15 protein-coding genes are annotated in these 15,024 nt (G+C 52.7%); 13 read left to right on the plus strand and 2 right to left on the minus strand.

The features are described from left to right. The first annotated feature begins 9 nt into the window (after nucleotides 1-9). Genes eutH through eutR form a run of 7 tightly spaced genes read left to right on the plus strand, consistent with a single transcriptional unit; the run spans nucleotide 10 to nucleotide 7,244 of the window. Nucleotides 10-1,242, plus strand: a complete 1,233-nt coding sequence (gene eutH / locus HVZ39_RS07435) for an ethanolamine utilization protein EutH (RefSeq protein ID WP_016153950.1) — start codon at nucleotides 10-12, stop codon at nucleotides 1,240-1,242. After that, nucleotides 1,239-2,642 (plus strand): ethanolamine ammonia-lyase reactivating factor EutA, encoded by a 1,404-nt coding sequence (eutA, locus tag HVZ39_RS07440; protein WP_016153949.1) that lies wholly within the window; start codon nucleotides 1,239-1,241, stop codon nucleotides 2,640-2,642. Before eutH ends, eutA begins: the two co-directional genes overlap by 4 nt. An 11-nt stretch (nucleotides 2,643-2,653) precedes the next feature. Continuing rightward, entirely contained in the window at nucleotides 2,654-4,015 is a 1,362-nt protein-coding gene (eutB, locus tag HVZ39_RS07445) for an ethanolamine ammonia-lyase subunit alpha (protein ID WP_003038029.1), read from the plus strand. 20 nt (nucleotides 4,016-4,035) lie between these two features. Next, nucleotides 4,036-4,932: an ethanolamine ammonia-lyase subunit EutC gene (gene eutC / locus HVZ39_RS07450; RefSeq protein ID WP_181633419.1), complete on the plus strand. Its 897-nt coding sequence runs from the start codon at nucleotides 4,036-4,038 to the stop codon at nucleotides 4,930-4,932. A 9-nt stretch (nucleotides 4,933-4,941) separates the two neighbouring features. Further along, the gene (gene eutL, locus HVZ39_RS07455; protein ID WP_016153946.1) at nucleotides 4,942-5,601 is read left to right on the plus strand and encodes an ethanolamine utilization microcompartment protein EutL; all 660 of its coding nucleotides are present in this window, start codon (nucleotides 4,942-4,944) and stop codon (nucleotides 5,599-5,601) included. 11 nt (nucleotides 5,602-5,612) lie between these two features. Then, entirely contained in the window at nucleotides 5,613-6,143 is a 531-nt protein-coding gene (gene eutK / locus HVZ39_RS07460) for an ethanolamine utilization microcompartment protein EutK (RefSeq protein WP_016157100.1), read from the plus strand. 48 nt (nucleotides 6,144-6,191) lie between these two features. Next, on the plus strand, nucleotides 6,192-7,244 hold the full coding sequence (gene eutR, locus HVZ39_RS07465; RefSeq protein WP_016153944.1) for an HTH-type transcriptional regulator EutR: 1,053 nt from the start codon (nucleotides 6,192-6,194) through the stop codon (nucleotides 7,242-7,244). A 67-nt stretch (nucleotides 7,245-7,311) separates the two neighbouring features. Here eutR and hemF read toward each other — a convergent pair whose 3' ends face one another. Beyond that, nucleotides 7,312-8,211, minus strand: coding sequence for an oxygen-dependent coproporphyrinogen oxidase (gene hemF, locus HVZ39_RS07470; protein ID WP_019077353.1), 900 nt, complete (start codon nucleotides 8,209-8,211; stop codon nucleotides 7,312-7,314). Between the two features lie 2 nt (nucleotides 8,212-8,213). After that, on the minus strand, nucleotides 8,214-9,083 hold the full coding sequence (gene amiA, locus HVZ39_RS07475; RefSeq protein ID WP_016153942.1) for an N-acetylmuramoyl-L-alanine amidase AmiA: 870 nt from the start codon (nucleotides 9,081-9,083) through the stop codon (nucleotides 8,214-8,216). A 211-nt stretch (nucleotides 9,084-9,294) separates the two neighbouring features. On the opposite strand from amiA, the gene HVZ39_RS07480 reads away from it, so the two are divergent. The 6 genes from HVZ39_RS07480 to HVZ39_RS07505 all read left to right on the plus strand — a co-directional run bounded on the left by HVZ39_RS07480 (nucleotide 9,295) and on the right by HVZ39_RS07505 (nucleotide 14,997). After that, entirely contained in the window at nucleotides 9,295-9,720 is a 426-nt protein-coding gene (locus HVZ39_RS07480) for a GNAT family acetyltransferase (protein ID WP_003038048.1), read from the plus strand. Continuing rightward, a complete protein-coding gene (locus tag HVZ39_RS07485; protein WP_016153941.1) occupies nucleotides 9,707-10,156 on the plus strand; it encodes a DUF2919 domain-containing protein in 450 nt (149 codons plus the stop codon). The genes HVZ39_RS07480 and HVZ39_RS07485 overlap by 14 nt, the downstream gene beginning before the upstream one ends. 59 nt (nucleotides 10,157-10,215) lie before the next feature. Further along, nucleotides 10,216-10,791, plus strand: coding sequence for an RpoE-regulated lipoprotein (locus HVZ39_RS07490; RefSeq protein WP_016157097.1), 576 nt, complete (start codon nucleotides 10,216-10,218; stop codon nucleotides 10,789-10,791). Nucleotides 10,792-10,885: 94 nt separating this feature from the next. Beyond that, nucleotides 10,886-11,785: a porphyrinogen peroxidase gene (gene yfeX, locus HVZ39_RS07495; protein WP_016153939.1), complete on the plus strand. Its 900-nt coding sequence runs from the start codon at nucleotides 10,886-10,888 to the stop codon at nucleotides 11,783-11,785. Between the two features lie 456 nt (nucleotides 11,786-12,241). Beyond that, nucleotides 12,242-13,618 (plus strand): argininosuccinate lyase, encoded by a 1,377-nt coding sequence (gene argH / locus HVZ39_RS07500; protein WP_181633420.1) that lies wholly within the window; start codon nucleotides 12,242-12,244, stop codon nucleotides 13,616-13,618. A 62-nt stretch (nucleotides 13,619-13,680) separates the two neighbouring features. Continuing rightward, entirely contained in the window at nucleotides 13,681-14,997 is a 1,317-nt protein-coding gene (locus tag HVZ39_RS07505) for an anaerobic C4-dicarboxylate transporter family protein (RefSeq protein WP_016153937.1), read from the plus strand. Nucleotides 14,998-15,024: the final 27 nt, after the last annotated feature.

Raw genomic sequence — 15,024 nt, forward strand, 5'->3', positions numbered from 1 at the left:
GTGAAGGTTATGGGAATTAACGAAATCATCATGTACATCATGATGTTCTTTATGCTGATTGCCGCCGTGGACAGGATCCTGTCGCAGTTCGGCGGTTCGGCACGCTTCCTCGGTAAGTTCGGGAAGAGTATTGAGGGATCGGGCGGCCAGTTTGAAGAAGGTTTTATGGCGATGGGCGCGCTGGGTCTGGCGATGGTTGGTATGACCGCGCTGGCACCGGTACTGGCGCATGTGCTCGGGCCGGTGATTATTCCACTGTACGAAATGTTAGGTGCTAACCCGTCGATGTTTGCCGGAACGCTGCTGGCGTGCGATATGGGCGGCTTCTTCCTGGCGAAAGAACTGGCGGGCGGCGACGTTGCGGCGTGGCTGTACTCCGGCCTGATCCTCGGGGCGATGATGGGGCCGACGCTGGTCTTCTCTATTCCGGTTGCGCTGGGGATTATTGAGCCGTCCGACCGTCGTTATCTGGCGCTGGGCGTGCTGGCTGGGATCGTCACCATTCCGATTGGCTGTATTGCAGGTGGTTTGATCGCGATGTACTCCGGTGTCGAAATCAACGGGCAGCCGGTGGAGTTCACCTTCGCGCTGATCCTGATGAACATGATCCCTGTGCTGATCGTTGCCGTGCTGGTGGCGCTGGGACTGAAATTCATCCCGGAAAAAATGATCAACGGCTTCCAGATCTTCGCGAAATTCCTGGTGGCGCTGATCACCATCGGTCTGGCGGCAGCGGTAATCAAATTCCTGCTCGGCTGGGAACTGATTCCGGGTCTTGATCCTATCTTCATGGCACCGGGTGACAAGCCGGGTGAAGTGATGCGCGCCATCGAAGTTATCGGTTCTATCTCCTGCGTGCTGCTGGGTGCGTACCCAATGGTACTGCTGCTGACCCGCTGGTTTGAAAAGCCGCTGATGAGCGTCGGTAACCTGTTAAAAATCAATAACATCGCGGCTGCTGGCATGGTGGCGACGTTGGCGAACAACATCCCAATGTTCGGCATGATGAAGAATATGGATACCCGCGGCAAAGTGATCAACTGCGCCTTTGCGGTCTCCGCAGCCTTCGCTCTGGGTGACCACTTAGGTTTCGCCGCGGCCAACATGAACGCGATGATCTTCCCAATGATTGTCGGCAAGCTGATTGGCGGCGTGACGGCGATTGGTGTGGCTATGCTGTTGGTACCGAAAGACGAAGATGTTCCGGCACCAGCAGAAACCAACCCGGAGGCGCAATCGTGAATACTCGCCAGCTACTCAGCGTCGGTATCGATATCGGCACCACCACCACTCAGGTCATCTTCTCGCGCCTTGAGCTGGTCAACCGTGCGGCAGTGTCGCAGGTGCCGCGTTACGAATTCATCAAACGCGAAATTAGCTGGCAAAGCCCGGTGTTCTTTACCCCCGTTGATAAGCAGGGCGGGTTGAAAGAGGCCGAACTTAAGGCGCTGATCCTCGCCCAGTATCAGGCGGCGGGAATTGCGCCTGAGACCGTCGATTCCGGCGCGATCATCATTACCGGAGAAAGTGCCAAAACCCGCAACGCGCGACCTGCGGTGATGACGCTCTCTCAGTCGCTGGGGGACTTCGTGGTTGCCAGCGCCGGTCCGCATCTGGAATCAGTGATTGCCGGTCACGGCGCAGGGGCTCAAACCCTGTCAGAGCAGAAGTTGTGCCGCGTACTGAATATCGACATCGGTGGCGGGACGTCGAACTACGTCCTGTTCGATGCCGGAAAAGTCAGCGGTTCGGCCTGCCTGAACGTCGGCGGACGGCTGCTGGAAACGGACGGTCAGGGGCGGGTGGTGCATGCGCATCAGCCAGGACAGATGATTGTTGATGACGTATTTGGTCCAGGCACCGACGCCCGGACCCTCAATGCGGCGCAGCTTGTTCAGGTGGCCCGACGGATGGCGGCGCTGATCGTTGAGGTGATTGACGGCACGCTGTCACCGCTGGCGCAGGCGCTGATGCAAACCGGTCTGTTGCCGACGGGTGTGAAGCCGGAAGTGATTACGTTGTCCGGCGGGGTGGGCGAGTGCTACCGCAACCAGCCTGCCGATCCATTCTGTTTTTCCGATATTGGGCCGCTGTTAGCGACGGCGCTGCATGAACATCCGCGTCTGCGTGAGATGAACGTGCAGTTCCCGGCGCAAACCGTGCGCGCCACGGTGATTGGCGCCGGTGCGCATACGCTGTCGCTTTCGGGCAGCACCATCTGGCTGGAAGGTGTGGCGCTTCCGCTGCGCAATCTGCCGGTGGCGATTCCGGTTGATGAGGCTGATTTGGTGGCCGCCTGGCAACAAGCGCTGATGCAGCTCGATCTGGACCCGCAAACAGACGCTTACGTGCTGGCGCTGCCCGGTTCGCTGCCGGTGCGCTACGCCGCGCTGTTAACGGTTATTGATGCGCTACTGGCCTTTGTCGCGCGCCATCCGAATCCGCATCCCCTGCTGGTGGTAGCCGAGCAGGATTTTGGTAAAGCCCTGGGCATGCTGTTACGCCCACAGTTACAGCAACACCCGCTGGCAGTCATCGATGAGGTGGTTGTCCGGGCGGGGGACTATATCGACATTGGTACGCCTCTTTTTGGCGGATCGGTTGTGCCGGTGACGGTGAAATCACTCGCATTTCCTTCCTGAGGGAACGACTTATGAAACTAAAGACCACATTGTTCGGCAATGTTTATCAGTTTAAGGATGTTAAAGAGGTGCTGGCAAAAGCCAACGAACTGCGTTCGGGGGATGTGCTGGCAGGGGTAGCTGCAACCAGTTCGCAAGAGCGAGTGGCGGCCAAACAGGTGCTGTCGGAAATGACGGTAGCGGATATCCGCAACAACCCGGTGATTTCCTATGAAGAGGACTGCGTGACGCGTCTGATTCAGGACGACGTCAACGAAACGGCCTATAACCGCATCAAAAACTGGAGTATCAGCGAGCTGCGCGAGTACGTGCTGAGCGATGAAACCTCCGTTGATGACATTGCGTTTACGCGCAAAGGATTAACGTCGGAAGTGGTCGCAGCGGTAGCAAAAATCTGCTCTAACGCGGACCTGATCTACGGCGGTAAGAAAATGCCGGTGATCAAAAAGGCCAACACCACCATTGGTCTGCCGGGCACCTTCAGCTGTCGTTTACAGCCGAACGACACCCGTGATGACGTGCAGAGTATTGCGGCACAAATCTACGAAGGGCTGTCCTTCGGGGCGGGCGATGCGGTGATTGGCGTTAACCCGGTAACCGATGACGTGGAAAACTTAAGCCGCGTACTTGATACCGTGTACGGCGTCATCGACAAATTCAATATCCCGACCCAGGGCTGCGTCCTGGCGCACGTTACTACCCAGATCGAAGCCATTCGTCGCGGCGCGCCGGGCGGGCTGATTTTCCAGAGTATCTGCGGCAGCGAGAAAGGCTTAAAAGAGTTTGGCGTTGAGCTGGCCATGCTGGATGAAGCGCGTGCAGTGGGCGCTGAGTTTAACCGTATCGCCGGGGAAAACTGCCTGTACTTCGAAACCGGACAAGGGTCTGCGCTCTCCGCTGGCGCTAACTTCGGTGCCGATCAGGTGACGATGGAAGCACGTAACTACGGTCTGGCGCGTCACTACGATCCGTTCCTGGTGAACACCGTTGTCGGCTTTATCGGGCCGGAGTATCTCTACAACGACCGTCAGATTATTCGCGCGGGTCTGGAAGATCACTTTATGGGCAAGCTGAGCGGCATCTCAATGGGCTGCGACTGCTGCTATACCAACCATGCTGATGCTGACCAGAACCTCAACGAAAACCTGATGATTCTGCTCGCCACCGCTGGCTGCAACTACATCATGGGCATGCCGCTCGGTGACGACATCATGCTCAACTATCAGACCACCGCCTTCCACGACACCGCGACCGTGCGCCAGTTGCTGAACCTGCGTCCGTCGCCGGAGTTTGAACGCTGGCTGGAAACCATGGGCATTATGGCAAACGGTCGCCTGACCAAACGGGCGGGCGATCCGTCACTGTTCTTCTGATGACGCGGGGATGACACACGATGGATCAAAAACAGATTGAAGAAATTGTACGCAGCGTGATGGCGTCAATGGATGAGTCGCAGCCGCAGGCTCAAGCGCCGGCAGTACAAGCGCAATGCAGCACCACCCAGTGCGCCGCGCCGACCGGTGAAAGCTGTGCGATGGATTTAGGCTCAGCCGAGGCTAAAGCGTGGATTGGTGTTGAGAATCCGCACCGCGCAGAGGTGTTGACTGAACTGCGTCGCAGCACTGCGGCGCGTGTATGTACCGGTCGAGCCGGTCCACGTCCGCGTACCCAGGCGCTGCTGCGCTTCCTGGCCGACCACTCGCGTTCGAAAGATACGGTATTGAAAGAAGTGCCGGAAGAGTGGGTAAAAGCCCAGGGGCTGCTGGAAGTGCGCTCGGAAATCAGTGACAAAAACCTGTATCTGACGCGTCCGGATCTGGGGCGCCGTCTGAGTGCGGAAGCCATTGAAGCGCTGAAATCACAGTGTGTAATGAACCCGGATGTGCAGGTGATTATCTCTGATGGCCTGTCTACGGACGCTATCACCGCTAACTACGAAGAGATCCTGCCGCCGCTGTTGTCTGGCTTAAAACAGGCCGGATTGAAGGTCGGGACGCCGTTCTTTGTTCGCTATGGTCGCGTGAAAATCGAAGATCAGATCGGCGAACTGCTGGGCGCGAAAGCGGTGATCCTGCTGGTTGGGGAACGTCCGGGCCTGGGCCAGTCGGAAAGCCTTTCTTGCTACGCCGTCTATTCGCCGCGTGTGGCGACGACCGTTGAAGCTGACCGTACCTGTATCTCGAACATTCACCAGGGCGGTACGCCACCGGTTGAAGCGGCGGCGGTCATTGTGGATTTGGCCAAGCGCATGCTGGAGCAAAAAGCATCCGGCATCAATATGACCCGTTAAGGAGGCATCATGCCAGCATTAGATTTGATTAGACCTTCAGTCACCGCAATGCGCGTGATTGCCTCGGTAAATGACGGTTTTGCCCGTGAACTTAAATTACCGCCACATATACGTAGCCTCGGACTCATCACAGCAGATTCTGATGACGTGGCGTATATTGCCGCAGACGAAGCGACAAAACAGGCAATGGTGGAAGTGGTTTATGGCCGCTCGCTGTATGCCGGCGCGGCGCACAGTCCCTCTCCAACTTCGGGTGAAGTGCTGATTATGCTCGGTGGACCCAACCCGGCAGAAGTTCGCGCAGGTCTGGACGCGATGGTAGCCAATATTGAAAGCGGCGCGGCGTTTCAGTGGGCGAATGACGCAGAAGATACCGCCTTCCTGGCGCATGTGGTTTCGCGTACCGGCTCGTATCTCTCGGCGACCGCAGGATGTCGGCTTGGCGATCCGATGGCGTACCTGGTGGCGCCGCCGCTGGAAGCGACATTTGGTATTGATGCTGCGCTGAAATCGGCCGATGTACAACTGGTGACTTACGTTCCGCCGCCGTCAGAAACCAACTATTCGGCTGCGTTTATGACCGGTAGCCAGGCCGCTTGTAAAGCTGCATGTAACGCCTTTGCCGATGCCGTTCTGGATATTGCCCGTAACCCAATCCAGCGCGCGTAAGAGAGGTTGTGATGATCAATGCACTGGGATTACTGGAAGTGGATGGCATGGTCGCTGCCGTGGATGCGGCGGATGCCATGCTGAAAGCCGCGAACGTGCGCCTGCTTAGCCACGAAGTGCTCGATCCTGGCCGGTTGACGCTGGTGGTGGAAGGCGATCTGGCGGCGTGCCGCGCAGCGCTGGATGCCGGTAGCGCCGCTGCTGCGCGTACAGGCCGTGTTATCAGCCGTAAGGAAATCGGCCGACCGGACGATGATACCCAGTGGCTGATCGGCGGTTTTAAGCGCCAGCCGAAGAAACCAGAACAGAAGCCAGAAGTGAAAACAGATGTAAAAACGCAGAAGACGCAGGACGCCCCGTTGACGCCTGAATCCTCTGATCAACTTCTGACGCTGTTGGCATCGGTCCGTCAAGGAATGACGGCAGGGGAAGTGGCTGCCCACTTTGGCTGGTCACTTGATGAAGCCAGAAAGGCGCTGGAACAGCTCTTTTCTGACGGAGCGTTGCGTAAACGCAGTAGTCGCTATCGCTTAAAAAATTAACCTGTCGGAGGGCCGGGGGCTTCGTTGAAGCTTCCGGCTTAAAAGATCATGAAAAAGAACCGTACTGCAAACCTGCACCATCTTTATCATGAAGCATTACCCGAAGACGTTAAACTTACGCCGAAAGTGGAGGTGGACAACGTTCACCAGCGGCGAACAACGGATGTGTATGAGCATGCGCTGACGATTACCGCATGGCAGCAGATCTACGACCAGTTACATCCGGGAAAATTTCATGGCGAGTTCACGGAAATCCTGCTCGATGATATTCAGGTGTTCCGTGAATACACCGGACTGGCGTTACGTCAGTCGTGTCTTGTCTGGCCGAACTCTTTCTGGTTTGGTATTCCGGCCACGCGCGGCGAACAGGGATTTATTGGCACCCAGTGTCTGGGGAGCGCTGAAATTGCCACCCGCCCTGGCGGGACAGAGTTTGAACTGAGTACGCCGGATGATTACACCATTCTGGGTGTCGTCATTTCGGAAGAGGCGATTGCCCGTCAGGCCAACTTCCTGCATAACCCGGAAAGAGTGCTGCATATGCTGCGCAACCAGTCGGCGCTGGAAGTTAAAGAACAACACAAAGCCGCGTTATGGGGCTTTGTGCAGCAGGCGCTGGCGACGTTTAGCGAAAATCCGGAAAACCTCCATCAACCTGCGGTACGCAAAGTGCTGGGCGATAACCTGCTGCTGGCGATGGGCACTATGTTGGAAGAGGCGCAGCCGATTATCACGGCTGAGAGCATCAGCCATCAGAGCTATCGTCGCCTGCTGTCGCGTGCGCGGGAATATGTGCTGGAAAATATGTCAGAACCGCTGACCGTGCTCGATCTGTGTAATCAACTGCACGTCAGCCGTCGGACGTTGCAAAACGCCTTTCACGCGATCCTTGGTATCGGTCCGAATGCCTGGTTAAAACGGATTCGCCTGAACGCTGTACGTCGCGAGCTGATAAGCCCGTGGTCGCAGAGTACGACGGTGAAAGACGCCGCCATGCAGTGGGGATTCTGGCATTTAGGGCAATTTGCCACCGACTACCAGCAGCTGTTTGCGGAAAAACCTTCATTGACGCTGCATCAGCGCATGCGCCAGTGGGCATGATGCGATGAACGTGCCGGATGCGACGCAAATGCGTTTTATCCGGCCTGGGGGCTGGTATTGTCTGGGGTTACACCCAGTCGCGAACCTGAATAAACTCGCTAAGGGCGGCTTCCGGGCTGTTCGCTTCCGGCTGCCAGTCATACTCCCAGCGCACCAGCGGCGGCATCGACATCAGAATCGATTCCGTACGGCCGCCGGTCTGCAGACCGAATAACGTGCCGCGATCCCACACCAGGTTAAATTCCACATATCGTCCGCGACGGTAAAGCTGAAAATTGCGTTCACGTTCGCCCCAGCTCATTGCTTTGCGGCGCTCAACGATGGGCAGATACGCTTCGGTATAGCCTTGACCTACCGCCTGCATAAAGGCGAAGCCGTGGTCGAAATCCGGCGTATTCAAATCATCGAAAAACAGCCCGCCAATGCCGCGCTGTTCGTTGCGATGCTTGAGGAAGAAGTAGTCATCGCACCACTTTTTGTAACGGGGATAAACGTCTTCGCCGAACGGCTGGCACAGATCTCGCGCCGTGCGGTGCCAGTGAACCGCATCCTCATCAAAGCCGTAGTAGGGCGTTAAGTCAAAGCCGCCGCCAAACCACCAGACCGGGTCAGTGCCCGGTTTTTCCGCGATAAAAAATCGCACGTTGGCATGACTGGTCGGAATGTAGGGATTCTGCGGATGTACCACCAGCGAGACGCCCATGGCCTCAAAGCTGCGTCCCGCAAGCTCGGGGCGATGGGCGGTAGCCGAGGCCGGCATTGCCTCGCCGTGAACGTGGGAGAAGTTGACGCCCGCTTGCTCGAAAATACCGCCGTTACGCAGCACCCGGCTGCGCCCGCCACCGCCTGCTTCACGTTGCCAGTTATCCTCAACAAACTCGGCGCCGTCTACGGCGGATAACTGCTGGCAAATATCATCTTGCAGGCTGAGCAGGAACTGTTTTACGCGCTGTGCATCGGGCTTCATGGTTAACGTTTCTTCGAGTGTGCTTTCTGGTTATCAAACCAGTGGAAATAGCTGATGATGCCATTGGCGATAGCGGTGGCGATTTTCTGGCGAAATGCCGCCGTACCCAGCAGACGTTCTTCTTCCGGGTTGGTAATGAACGAGGTTTCGACCAGTACCGACGGAATTGATGGTGATTTTAGCACCACGAAGGCGGCTTGTTCCGTACTGCGGCTGTGAAGACGATGTACCGGCTTGATCTTTTTGAGAATATGCGAGCCTAACGTCAGGCTGTTTTTAATGGTATCCGTTTGCACCAGATCGAACAGCACCTGCTGCAGCAAATGGTCTTTATCGGTGGTCTTCTTCCCGGCCACTTCATCGGCCCGGTTTTCACGATCGGACAGATACTTCGCCATGGCGCTACTGGCACCGCGATTGGACAACGCAAAGACCGACGCACCTGCAGCGCTCGGATTGGTAAAACCATCGGCGTGGATCGACATGAACAGGTCAGCGCCATGCTTATGTGCGATCTCGACGCGATCGTAAAGCGGAATAAATGTATCGCCGGAGCGCGTCAGGCGCGCATCAATCCCCTGGTTGCGTAGAATCGAGCGCACGTTTTTGGCAATCGCCAGTACCACGTGCTTTTCCTTCGACCCATTGCGACCAATTGCGCCGGTATCAATCCCTCCGTGACCCGGATCAAGGACAACAACGCGCTTAGCGCCGGCTTTTTTCGCTTTCGGTTTGCTGTGTCCATTGCTGGTCTTAAGCGCTTCTTCTTTAGCGATGGCTTGCGACATGCCTGACAGCGTTAGGGCGGCCAGCCCGGCTTTCAACACCTGGCGGCGCGATGTGAGTGTTTTTAGTGGTTTAAAAGTGCTCATACGGCCTGAGTTGTAAAAAAAGGTTCTAAACGTTATATCGTATCGCGTTGTCCGTTGCGACGGATCGGGATAAGAATTGTTTTACTTTTCATTTCAATACGTGACAATTCCGTATTATGCCATTTTTTCCGCCGCTTCGCGTCAGATATTGGCTAAATCAGCCGTTCGCGCCATAATCGCTTTTTAACGTCCTGAAAAGGTAACCAATACCATGGAAATACGCGTTTTTCGCCAGGAAGATTTCGAAGAGGTGATCACCCTCTGGGAGCGCTGTGATCTGCTGCGTCCATGGAACGACCCTGAAATGGACATTGAGCGTAAAGTCAATCATGACGTCAGCTTGTTCCTGGTCGCTGAAGTGAATGGCGAGGTGGTCGGTACGGTGATGGGCGGATATGACGGGCATCGCGGCTCGGCCTATTACCTGGGCGTACATCCTGAGTTTCGCGGTCGCGGCATTGCCAATGCGCTGCTCAACCGGCTGGAGAAAAAGCTCATTGCCCGCGGTTGTCCGAAGATTCAAATCATGGTGCGTGACGATAATGACGTCGTACAGGGTATGTATGAACGTCTTGGCTATGAACATGCGGATGTACTCAATCTGGGCAAGCGTTTGATCGAAGATGAAGAGTACTGAGTTTCATCCGGCCGACTATGACGCTCATGGGCGTCTGCGCCTACCTTTTCTCTTCTGGTGCGTGCTGCTGCTGCAGGCGCGCACCTGGGTTCTGTTTGTGATTGCCGGTTCTTCCCGTGAGCAGGGCAACACGTTGCTGAATCTGTTTTATCCCGATCACGACGCTTTCTGGCTGGGTTTGCTTCCCGGCGTTCCCGCGGTATTAGCATTTTTACTCAGCGGGCGACGCTTTGCGTTTCCTGTGTTATGGCGCTGGCTGCGCGAGTTACTGATCCTCGCTCAACTGGTGCTGCTGTGCTGGCAGCCGGTGATGTGGCTGGCAGGCGATCCGGTCAACGGCGTCGGGCTGGCGCTGCTGGTGGCGGATGTCGTTGCGCTGATCTGGCTGTTAACTAATCAACGTCTGCGCGCCTGTTTTTCCCTCGAGAAAGAATAACGGCACTTTTTGGCGAAACCGGACTCCAAGCAACGTTGATAAATAAGGAAGGAAGTGAAATGAAATCACTGCGTTTGACTTTATGCGCGATGCCGCTGCTATTGACCGGGTGTTCAACGTTGTCATCGGTGAACTGGTCTGCCGCCAATCCGTGGAACTGGTTTGGTTCTTCAACGCAGGTCACTGAGCAGGGCGTCGGAGCGTTGACTGGCGCAACCCCGCTGGATGAAAAAAACATTGCTGATGCGCTGGACGGTGATTACCGCCTGCGTAGCGGGATGAAGACCGATAACGGTAATGTGGTGCGCTTTTATGAAGCGATGAAAGATGACAAGCTGGCGATGGTCATCAATGGCAATCAGGGAACGATTAGCCGTATTGATGTAGTCGACAGCGATATTCCCTCTTCTGCGGGTGTCGAAATCGGTACACCGTTTAGCGACCTTTACACTAAAGCCTTTGGTAATTGTCAGAAGGCGACTGGCGATGACAGCGCGGGTGTTGAATGTAAAGCAGAAGGAAGTCAACATATTAGCTACGTCTTTTCCGGTGAGTGGAGCGGGCCTGAGGGCTTAATGCCGTCTGACGATACGTTGAAAGCATGGAAAGTAAGCAAAATTATCTGGCGGCGTTAATTTGCGTCTGAACAAATCGGCTTGTTAAAAAAACAGGTAGAATAGCGCCCATCAATGCCACGATGTCGTGGCATCTTTTTTTTCAGGAGGAACAATGTCTCAGGTTCAGAGTGGCATTTTGCCAGAACATTGCCGTGCGGCGATTTGGATTGAAGCCAATGTTAAAGGCGACGTTGAGGCCCTGCGTGGGGCCAGCAAAACCTTCGCCGATAAGCTGGCGACCTTTGAAGCGAAGTTCCCGGATGCGCATCTGGGCGCGGTTGTTGCTTTTGGCAACAACACCTGGCGTACACTGAGCGGCGGCGTTGGCGCAGAAGAGTTAAAAGACTTTATCCCTTACGGTAAAGGTCTTGCGCCAGCCACCCAGTATGATGTGCTGATTCATATTCTCTCTTTGCGTCATGACGTGAATTTCTCCGTTGCACAGGCGGCAATGGAAGCCTTTGGCGACTGTATTGAAGTCAAAGAAGAGATCCACGGTTTCCGTTGGGTTGAAGAGCGCGATCTCAGCGGCTTTGTTGACGGAACGGAAAACCCGGCAGGCGTTGAAACGCGCCGTGAAGTCGCGGTTATTAAAGATGGCGTGGATGCTGGCGGCAGCTATGTGTTTGTGCAGCGTTGGGAACATAACCTGAAGCAGCTTAACCGCATGAGCATTCATGACCAGGAAATGATGATTGGGCGTACCAAGGAAGCCAACGAAGAGATCGACGGTGATGACCGTCCGGTTACTTCTCACCTGAGCCGTGTCGATCTCAAAGAAGATGGTAAAGGACTGAAAATTGTGCGCCAGAGCCTGCCATACGGCACCGCCAGCGGTACGCACGGCCTCTATTTCTGTGCCTATTGCGCCCGTTTGCACAACATCGAGCAGCAACTGCTGAGCATGTTTGGCGACACTGACGGCAAGCGCGATGCGATGCTGCGTTTCACTAAACCGGTGACCGGCGGCTATTATTTCGCGCCATCGCTGGATCGTTTGCTGGCCCTGTAATTTTTTGATGCCAGATGGCGCTGATGCCGCCATCTGGCACAATATAGCTCTCCCCCGAATCACCCAACGTCCGCCATGCTGATGATGCACTTGCGTTGACGCTCATCCTGAAAAATCACCTCCCACGTTCATTATTATTTACCTGCCAGTTTCTCGGTTATGACAACGGTATTAAATGGAATTATTTAGAATTAATAAACTATTAATACCAATTTATTACTTTAAAAATTCTGAATATATCTGAATTAAATCACAATTTAAATGTGATGAAGATCAGGTTTTTTAATGCAATTTATGAAAATAAAATAAATAATAAGTGTAATTAATTTCGCTATAAATTGATTTAATGCCTTCATTTGTTGACAATTAAAATGACTGTCTTGTAATCTGAAAATGACCGAAAAATAACGGAATTTATATTTAACCATTTTGCAACAAAGGGTCATTGGAGGTTTTATGTCTACAAAATTATGGGGTGGGCGTTTTGATATGCCTACAAATAAACTGGTCGAATCTTATAATGCGACAATTATGCTGGAACAACGTCTCTGCCCTTTTGATATTCAGGGGAGTATTGCTCACGCCACTATGTTGGGCCGTCAGGGGATTATCACGCAGGATGAAGCGAATGCGATTATTGGCGGGTTAAGGCAAGTTAATAAAGAGATTGAGGAAGGGCAATTCGTTTTTGATACCGTTGATGAAGATATTCATATGGCGATAGAAAGACGTATGACAGAAATAATTGGTCCTGTAGGCGGGAAGCTACATACCGGCCGCAGTCGTAATGACCAGACGACTGTCGATTCGAAAATGCACATGAGATCGACTATTCGTGAAATTCAGCAGGATATCGTTCATCTACAAAAAGTTATTATCAGTAAAGCTGAAAATAACATTAATGCGATCATGCCTGGCTATACTCATTTACAGACCGGTCAGCCTATACTTCTGTCGCACTGGATAATGGCATATTATTGGATGTTACGCCGTGACTGGACTCGTTTTGCAGACCTTTATCAACGCATGGGGGAATGCCCTTTAGGTTCAGCAGCCCTTGCCGGTACTACTTTCCCCATTGATCGTGATTTCACGGCTAAAGAGCTTGGCTTTGACAAACCGACTGAAAACAGTATTGATTCTGTCAGCGATCGTGACCATATGGTTGAATTCACTGCCGCCGCTGCTATGTGCTTTATGCATCTTACCCGTTTGTCAGAAGAACTGGTTTTATTCTCAAGTCAGGATTTTAAATTTATTGAGCTTTCAGATGATTTCTGTACCGGTTCCAGCATCATGCCACAGAAGAAAAACCCCGACGTGGCTGAAAAAATGCGCGGCAAAGGGGGGCGTATGTACGGAAATCTAATGGCGATGTTGACCATTATGAAAGGTATCCCTCTGGCCTATAATACTGATATGAGTGAGGATAAAGAGCAGGTCTATGACTCTATGGATACCTTACAGACCAGTCTGAAAATTATGGCGCCGATGCTCGAAAAAATGGTTATTCTTTCAGATAATACTCGCAGCGCAGCGGCAAGAGGATTTTCAAACGCAACCGATATGGCCGACTACCTGGTTCGTAAAGGTATTCCTTTTAGAGAAGCTCACCATATTGTTGGCAGTGCTGTTAATTACTGTATAAAACATAGAAAAATGTTGGAAGAGCTTACTCTGAATGAATTCCACACATTTGATGATAAAATCGAAAATGATATTTATGAGAGTATATCTCTCGAAGAATGTATTAAATCAAGAATGTCTTATGGTGGCACAGGGACTGATGCTGTTAAAAAACAGATCGAAATTGCTAAATCATATTTAAACTAATCCCGAGCATAGTAATTAATATCTCCCGGATGCAATATCCGGGAGACGCTTTGAGGTGAAAAATGGATGCTTTATTTTTTATACAATTATTTATTGTACTCGCCTGTATTGGTATAGGCGGGCGTTATGGCGGAATGGGGCTGGGTGCTGGTGGAGGACTTGGTGTTGCAATATTAGTTCTGGGTTTTGGACTTAAACCCTCCGCACCATCTATTACTGCAATGCTAATTATTATTTGTGTGATTGGCGCTGTCAGCGTATTACAGGCCGCTGGTGGGCTTGATTATCTTGTGCGCGTGGCTGAAAAATTACTCCGTAAAAAACCACAGGCAATTACTTTTGTTGCCCCCATATTAACTTCCATATTTACGCTATTCTGTGGGACTACTTACGTTGCTTTCTCTTTGTATCCGGTTGTCGCTGAAGTTGCTGCTGAAGCAAAGGTTCGTCCGGAGCGAGCGTTGTCCGCAACGGTTATTGCGGCCAGTGTCGCGGTTGCTGCCAGTCCGATGAGTGCGGCAACCGCGGGGATGCTGGCTATTCTGCATGAATATGCCGGGATTAGCCTTGGGCAAATACTGACGATTGCTCTCCCATCATTCTTTATGGCAGCTATTGTTACCAGCTTTTCAGTTTATAAACGCGGAAAAGAGCTGGAGGATGATCCGGAATTCCAGAGGAGAGTTGCTGCTGGCGAATATGAGTTCATGCATACTGAGCAGAAAAAAGAATTTGTTGCTTCAGCTGGCGCTAAAAAAGGTGTCGTTATCTTTGCGATTGGTGTGGTACTGGTACTTATTTTAGGTTCTTTTACTGAGTTACTCCCTTCCTGGGATGGAAAAAGACTGTCAACCCCAATGGTTATTCAGATGGTCATGTTGACAGCCGCTTTGTTTATTATGATTGTCAGTAAAGTACCAAGTAGTACCTTGAATAGCGGCTCAGTCTTCCGTGCAGGTTTGATGGGAGTGGTAGCAATACTCGGTGTTTCATGGATGACGGCGACGTTTTTTGATGCCTATCAGCCAGAACTGATTAAGGTTTTTGGTGGCATTGTCAATGATGCACCAATGCTATTTGGTGTGGTTGTATTCTTGTTCTCGCTGGTCATTATGAGTCCGGCGGCGACGGTAGCTGCCATCATGCCACTCGGTGTTACCTTAGGTATTCCAGCCCCGTTTCTTATCGCTATTTTTGCTTGTACCTGTGGTGACTTTATTATACCTGGAGCAAATCAAATCGGCTGTGTTGCATTTGATCGAACTGGTACCACAAAGATTGGACGCTTTGTTGTCAACCATAGCTATATTCGTCCGGGCTTTGTGATGGTTATCTCTCAGGTAATTTTTGCTTATCTCATTGCTCAGGTTGTTCTGTAAAGTACATTCTATGGAAAATTGCAGTGG

The organism is Citrobacter sp. RHB35-C21, from assembly GCF_013816515.1.
Classification (GTDB): Bacteria; Pseudomonadota; Gammaproteobacteria; order Enterobacterales; family Enterobacteriaceae; genus Citrobacter; species Citrobacter braakii.

What these genes read in the sequence shown, in the direction of transcription:
- eutH (WP_016153950.1), top strand. Translation starts at nt 10, where the DNA reads ATGGGAATTAACGAAATCATCATGTACATCATGATGTTCTTTATGCTG.
- eutB (WP_003038029.1), top strand. Translation starts at nt 2,654, where the DNA reads ATGAAACTAAAGACCACATTGTTCGGCAATGTTTATCAGTTTAAGGAT.
- eutC (WP_181633419.1), top strand. Translation starts at nt 4,036, where the DNA reads ATGGATCAAAAACAGATTGAAGAAATTGTACGCAGCGTGATGGCGTCA.
- eutL (WP_016153946.1), top strand. Translation starts at nt 4,942, where the DNA reads ATGCCAGCATTAGATTTGATTAGACCTTCAGTCACCGCAATGCGCGTG.
- eutK (WP_016157100.1), top strand. Translation starts at nt 5,613, where the DNA reads ATGATCAATGCACTGGGATTACTGGAAGTGGATGGCATGGTCGCTGCC.
- eutR (WP_016153944.1), top strand. Translation starts at nt 6,192, where the DNA reads ATGAAAAAGAACCGTACTGCAAACCTGCACCATCTTTATCATGAAGCA.
- hemF (WP_019077353.1), bottom strand. Translation starts at nt 8,211, where the DNA reads ATGAAGCCCGATGCACAGCGCGTAAAACAGTTCCTGCTCAGCCTGCAA.
- amiA (WP_016153942.1), bottom strand. Translation starts at nt 9,083, where the DNA reads ATGAGCACTTTTAAACCACTAAAAACACTCACATCGCGCCGCCAGGTG.
- HVZ39_RS07480 (WP_003038048.1), top strand. Translation starts at nt 9,295, where the DNA reads ATGGAAATACGCGTTTTTCGCCAGGAAGATTTCGAAGAGGTGATCACC.
- HVZ39_RS07485 (WP_016153941.1), top strand. Translation starts at nt 9,707, where the DNA reads ATGAAGAGTACTGAGTTTCATCCGGCCGACTATGACGCTCATGGGCGT.
- HVZ39_RS07490 (WP_016157097.1), top strand. Translation starts at nt 10,216, where the DNA reads ATGAAATCACTGCGTTTGACTTTATGCGCGATGCCGCTGCTATTGACC.
- yfeX (WP_016153939.1), top strand. Translation starts at nt 10,886, where the DNA reads ATGTCTCAGGTTCAGAGTGGCATTTTGCCAGAACATTGCCGTGCGGCG.
- argH (WP_181633420.1), top strand. Translation starts at nt 12,242, where the DNA reads ATGTCTACAAAATTATGGGGTGGGCGTTTTGATATGCCTACAAATAAA.
- HVZ39_RS07505 (WP_016153937.1), top strand. Translation starts at nt 13,681, where the DNA reads ATGGATGCTTTATTTTTTATACAATTATTTATTGTACTCGCCTGTATT.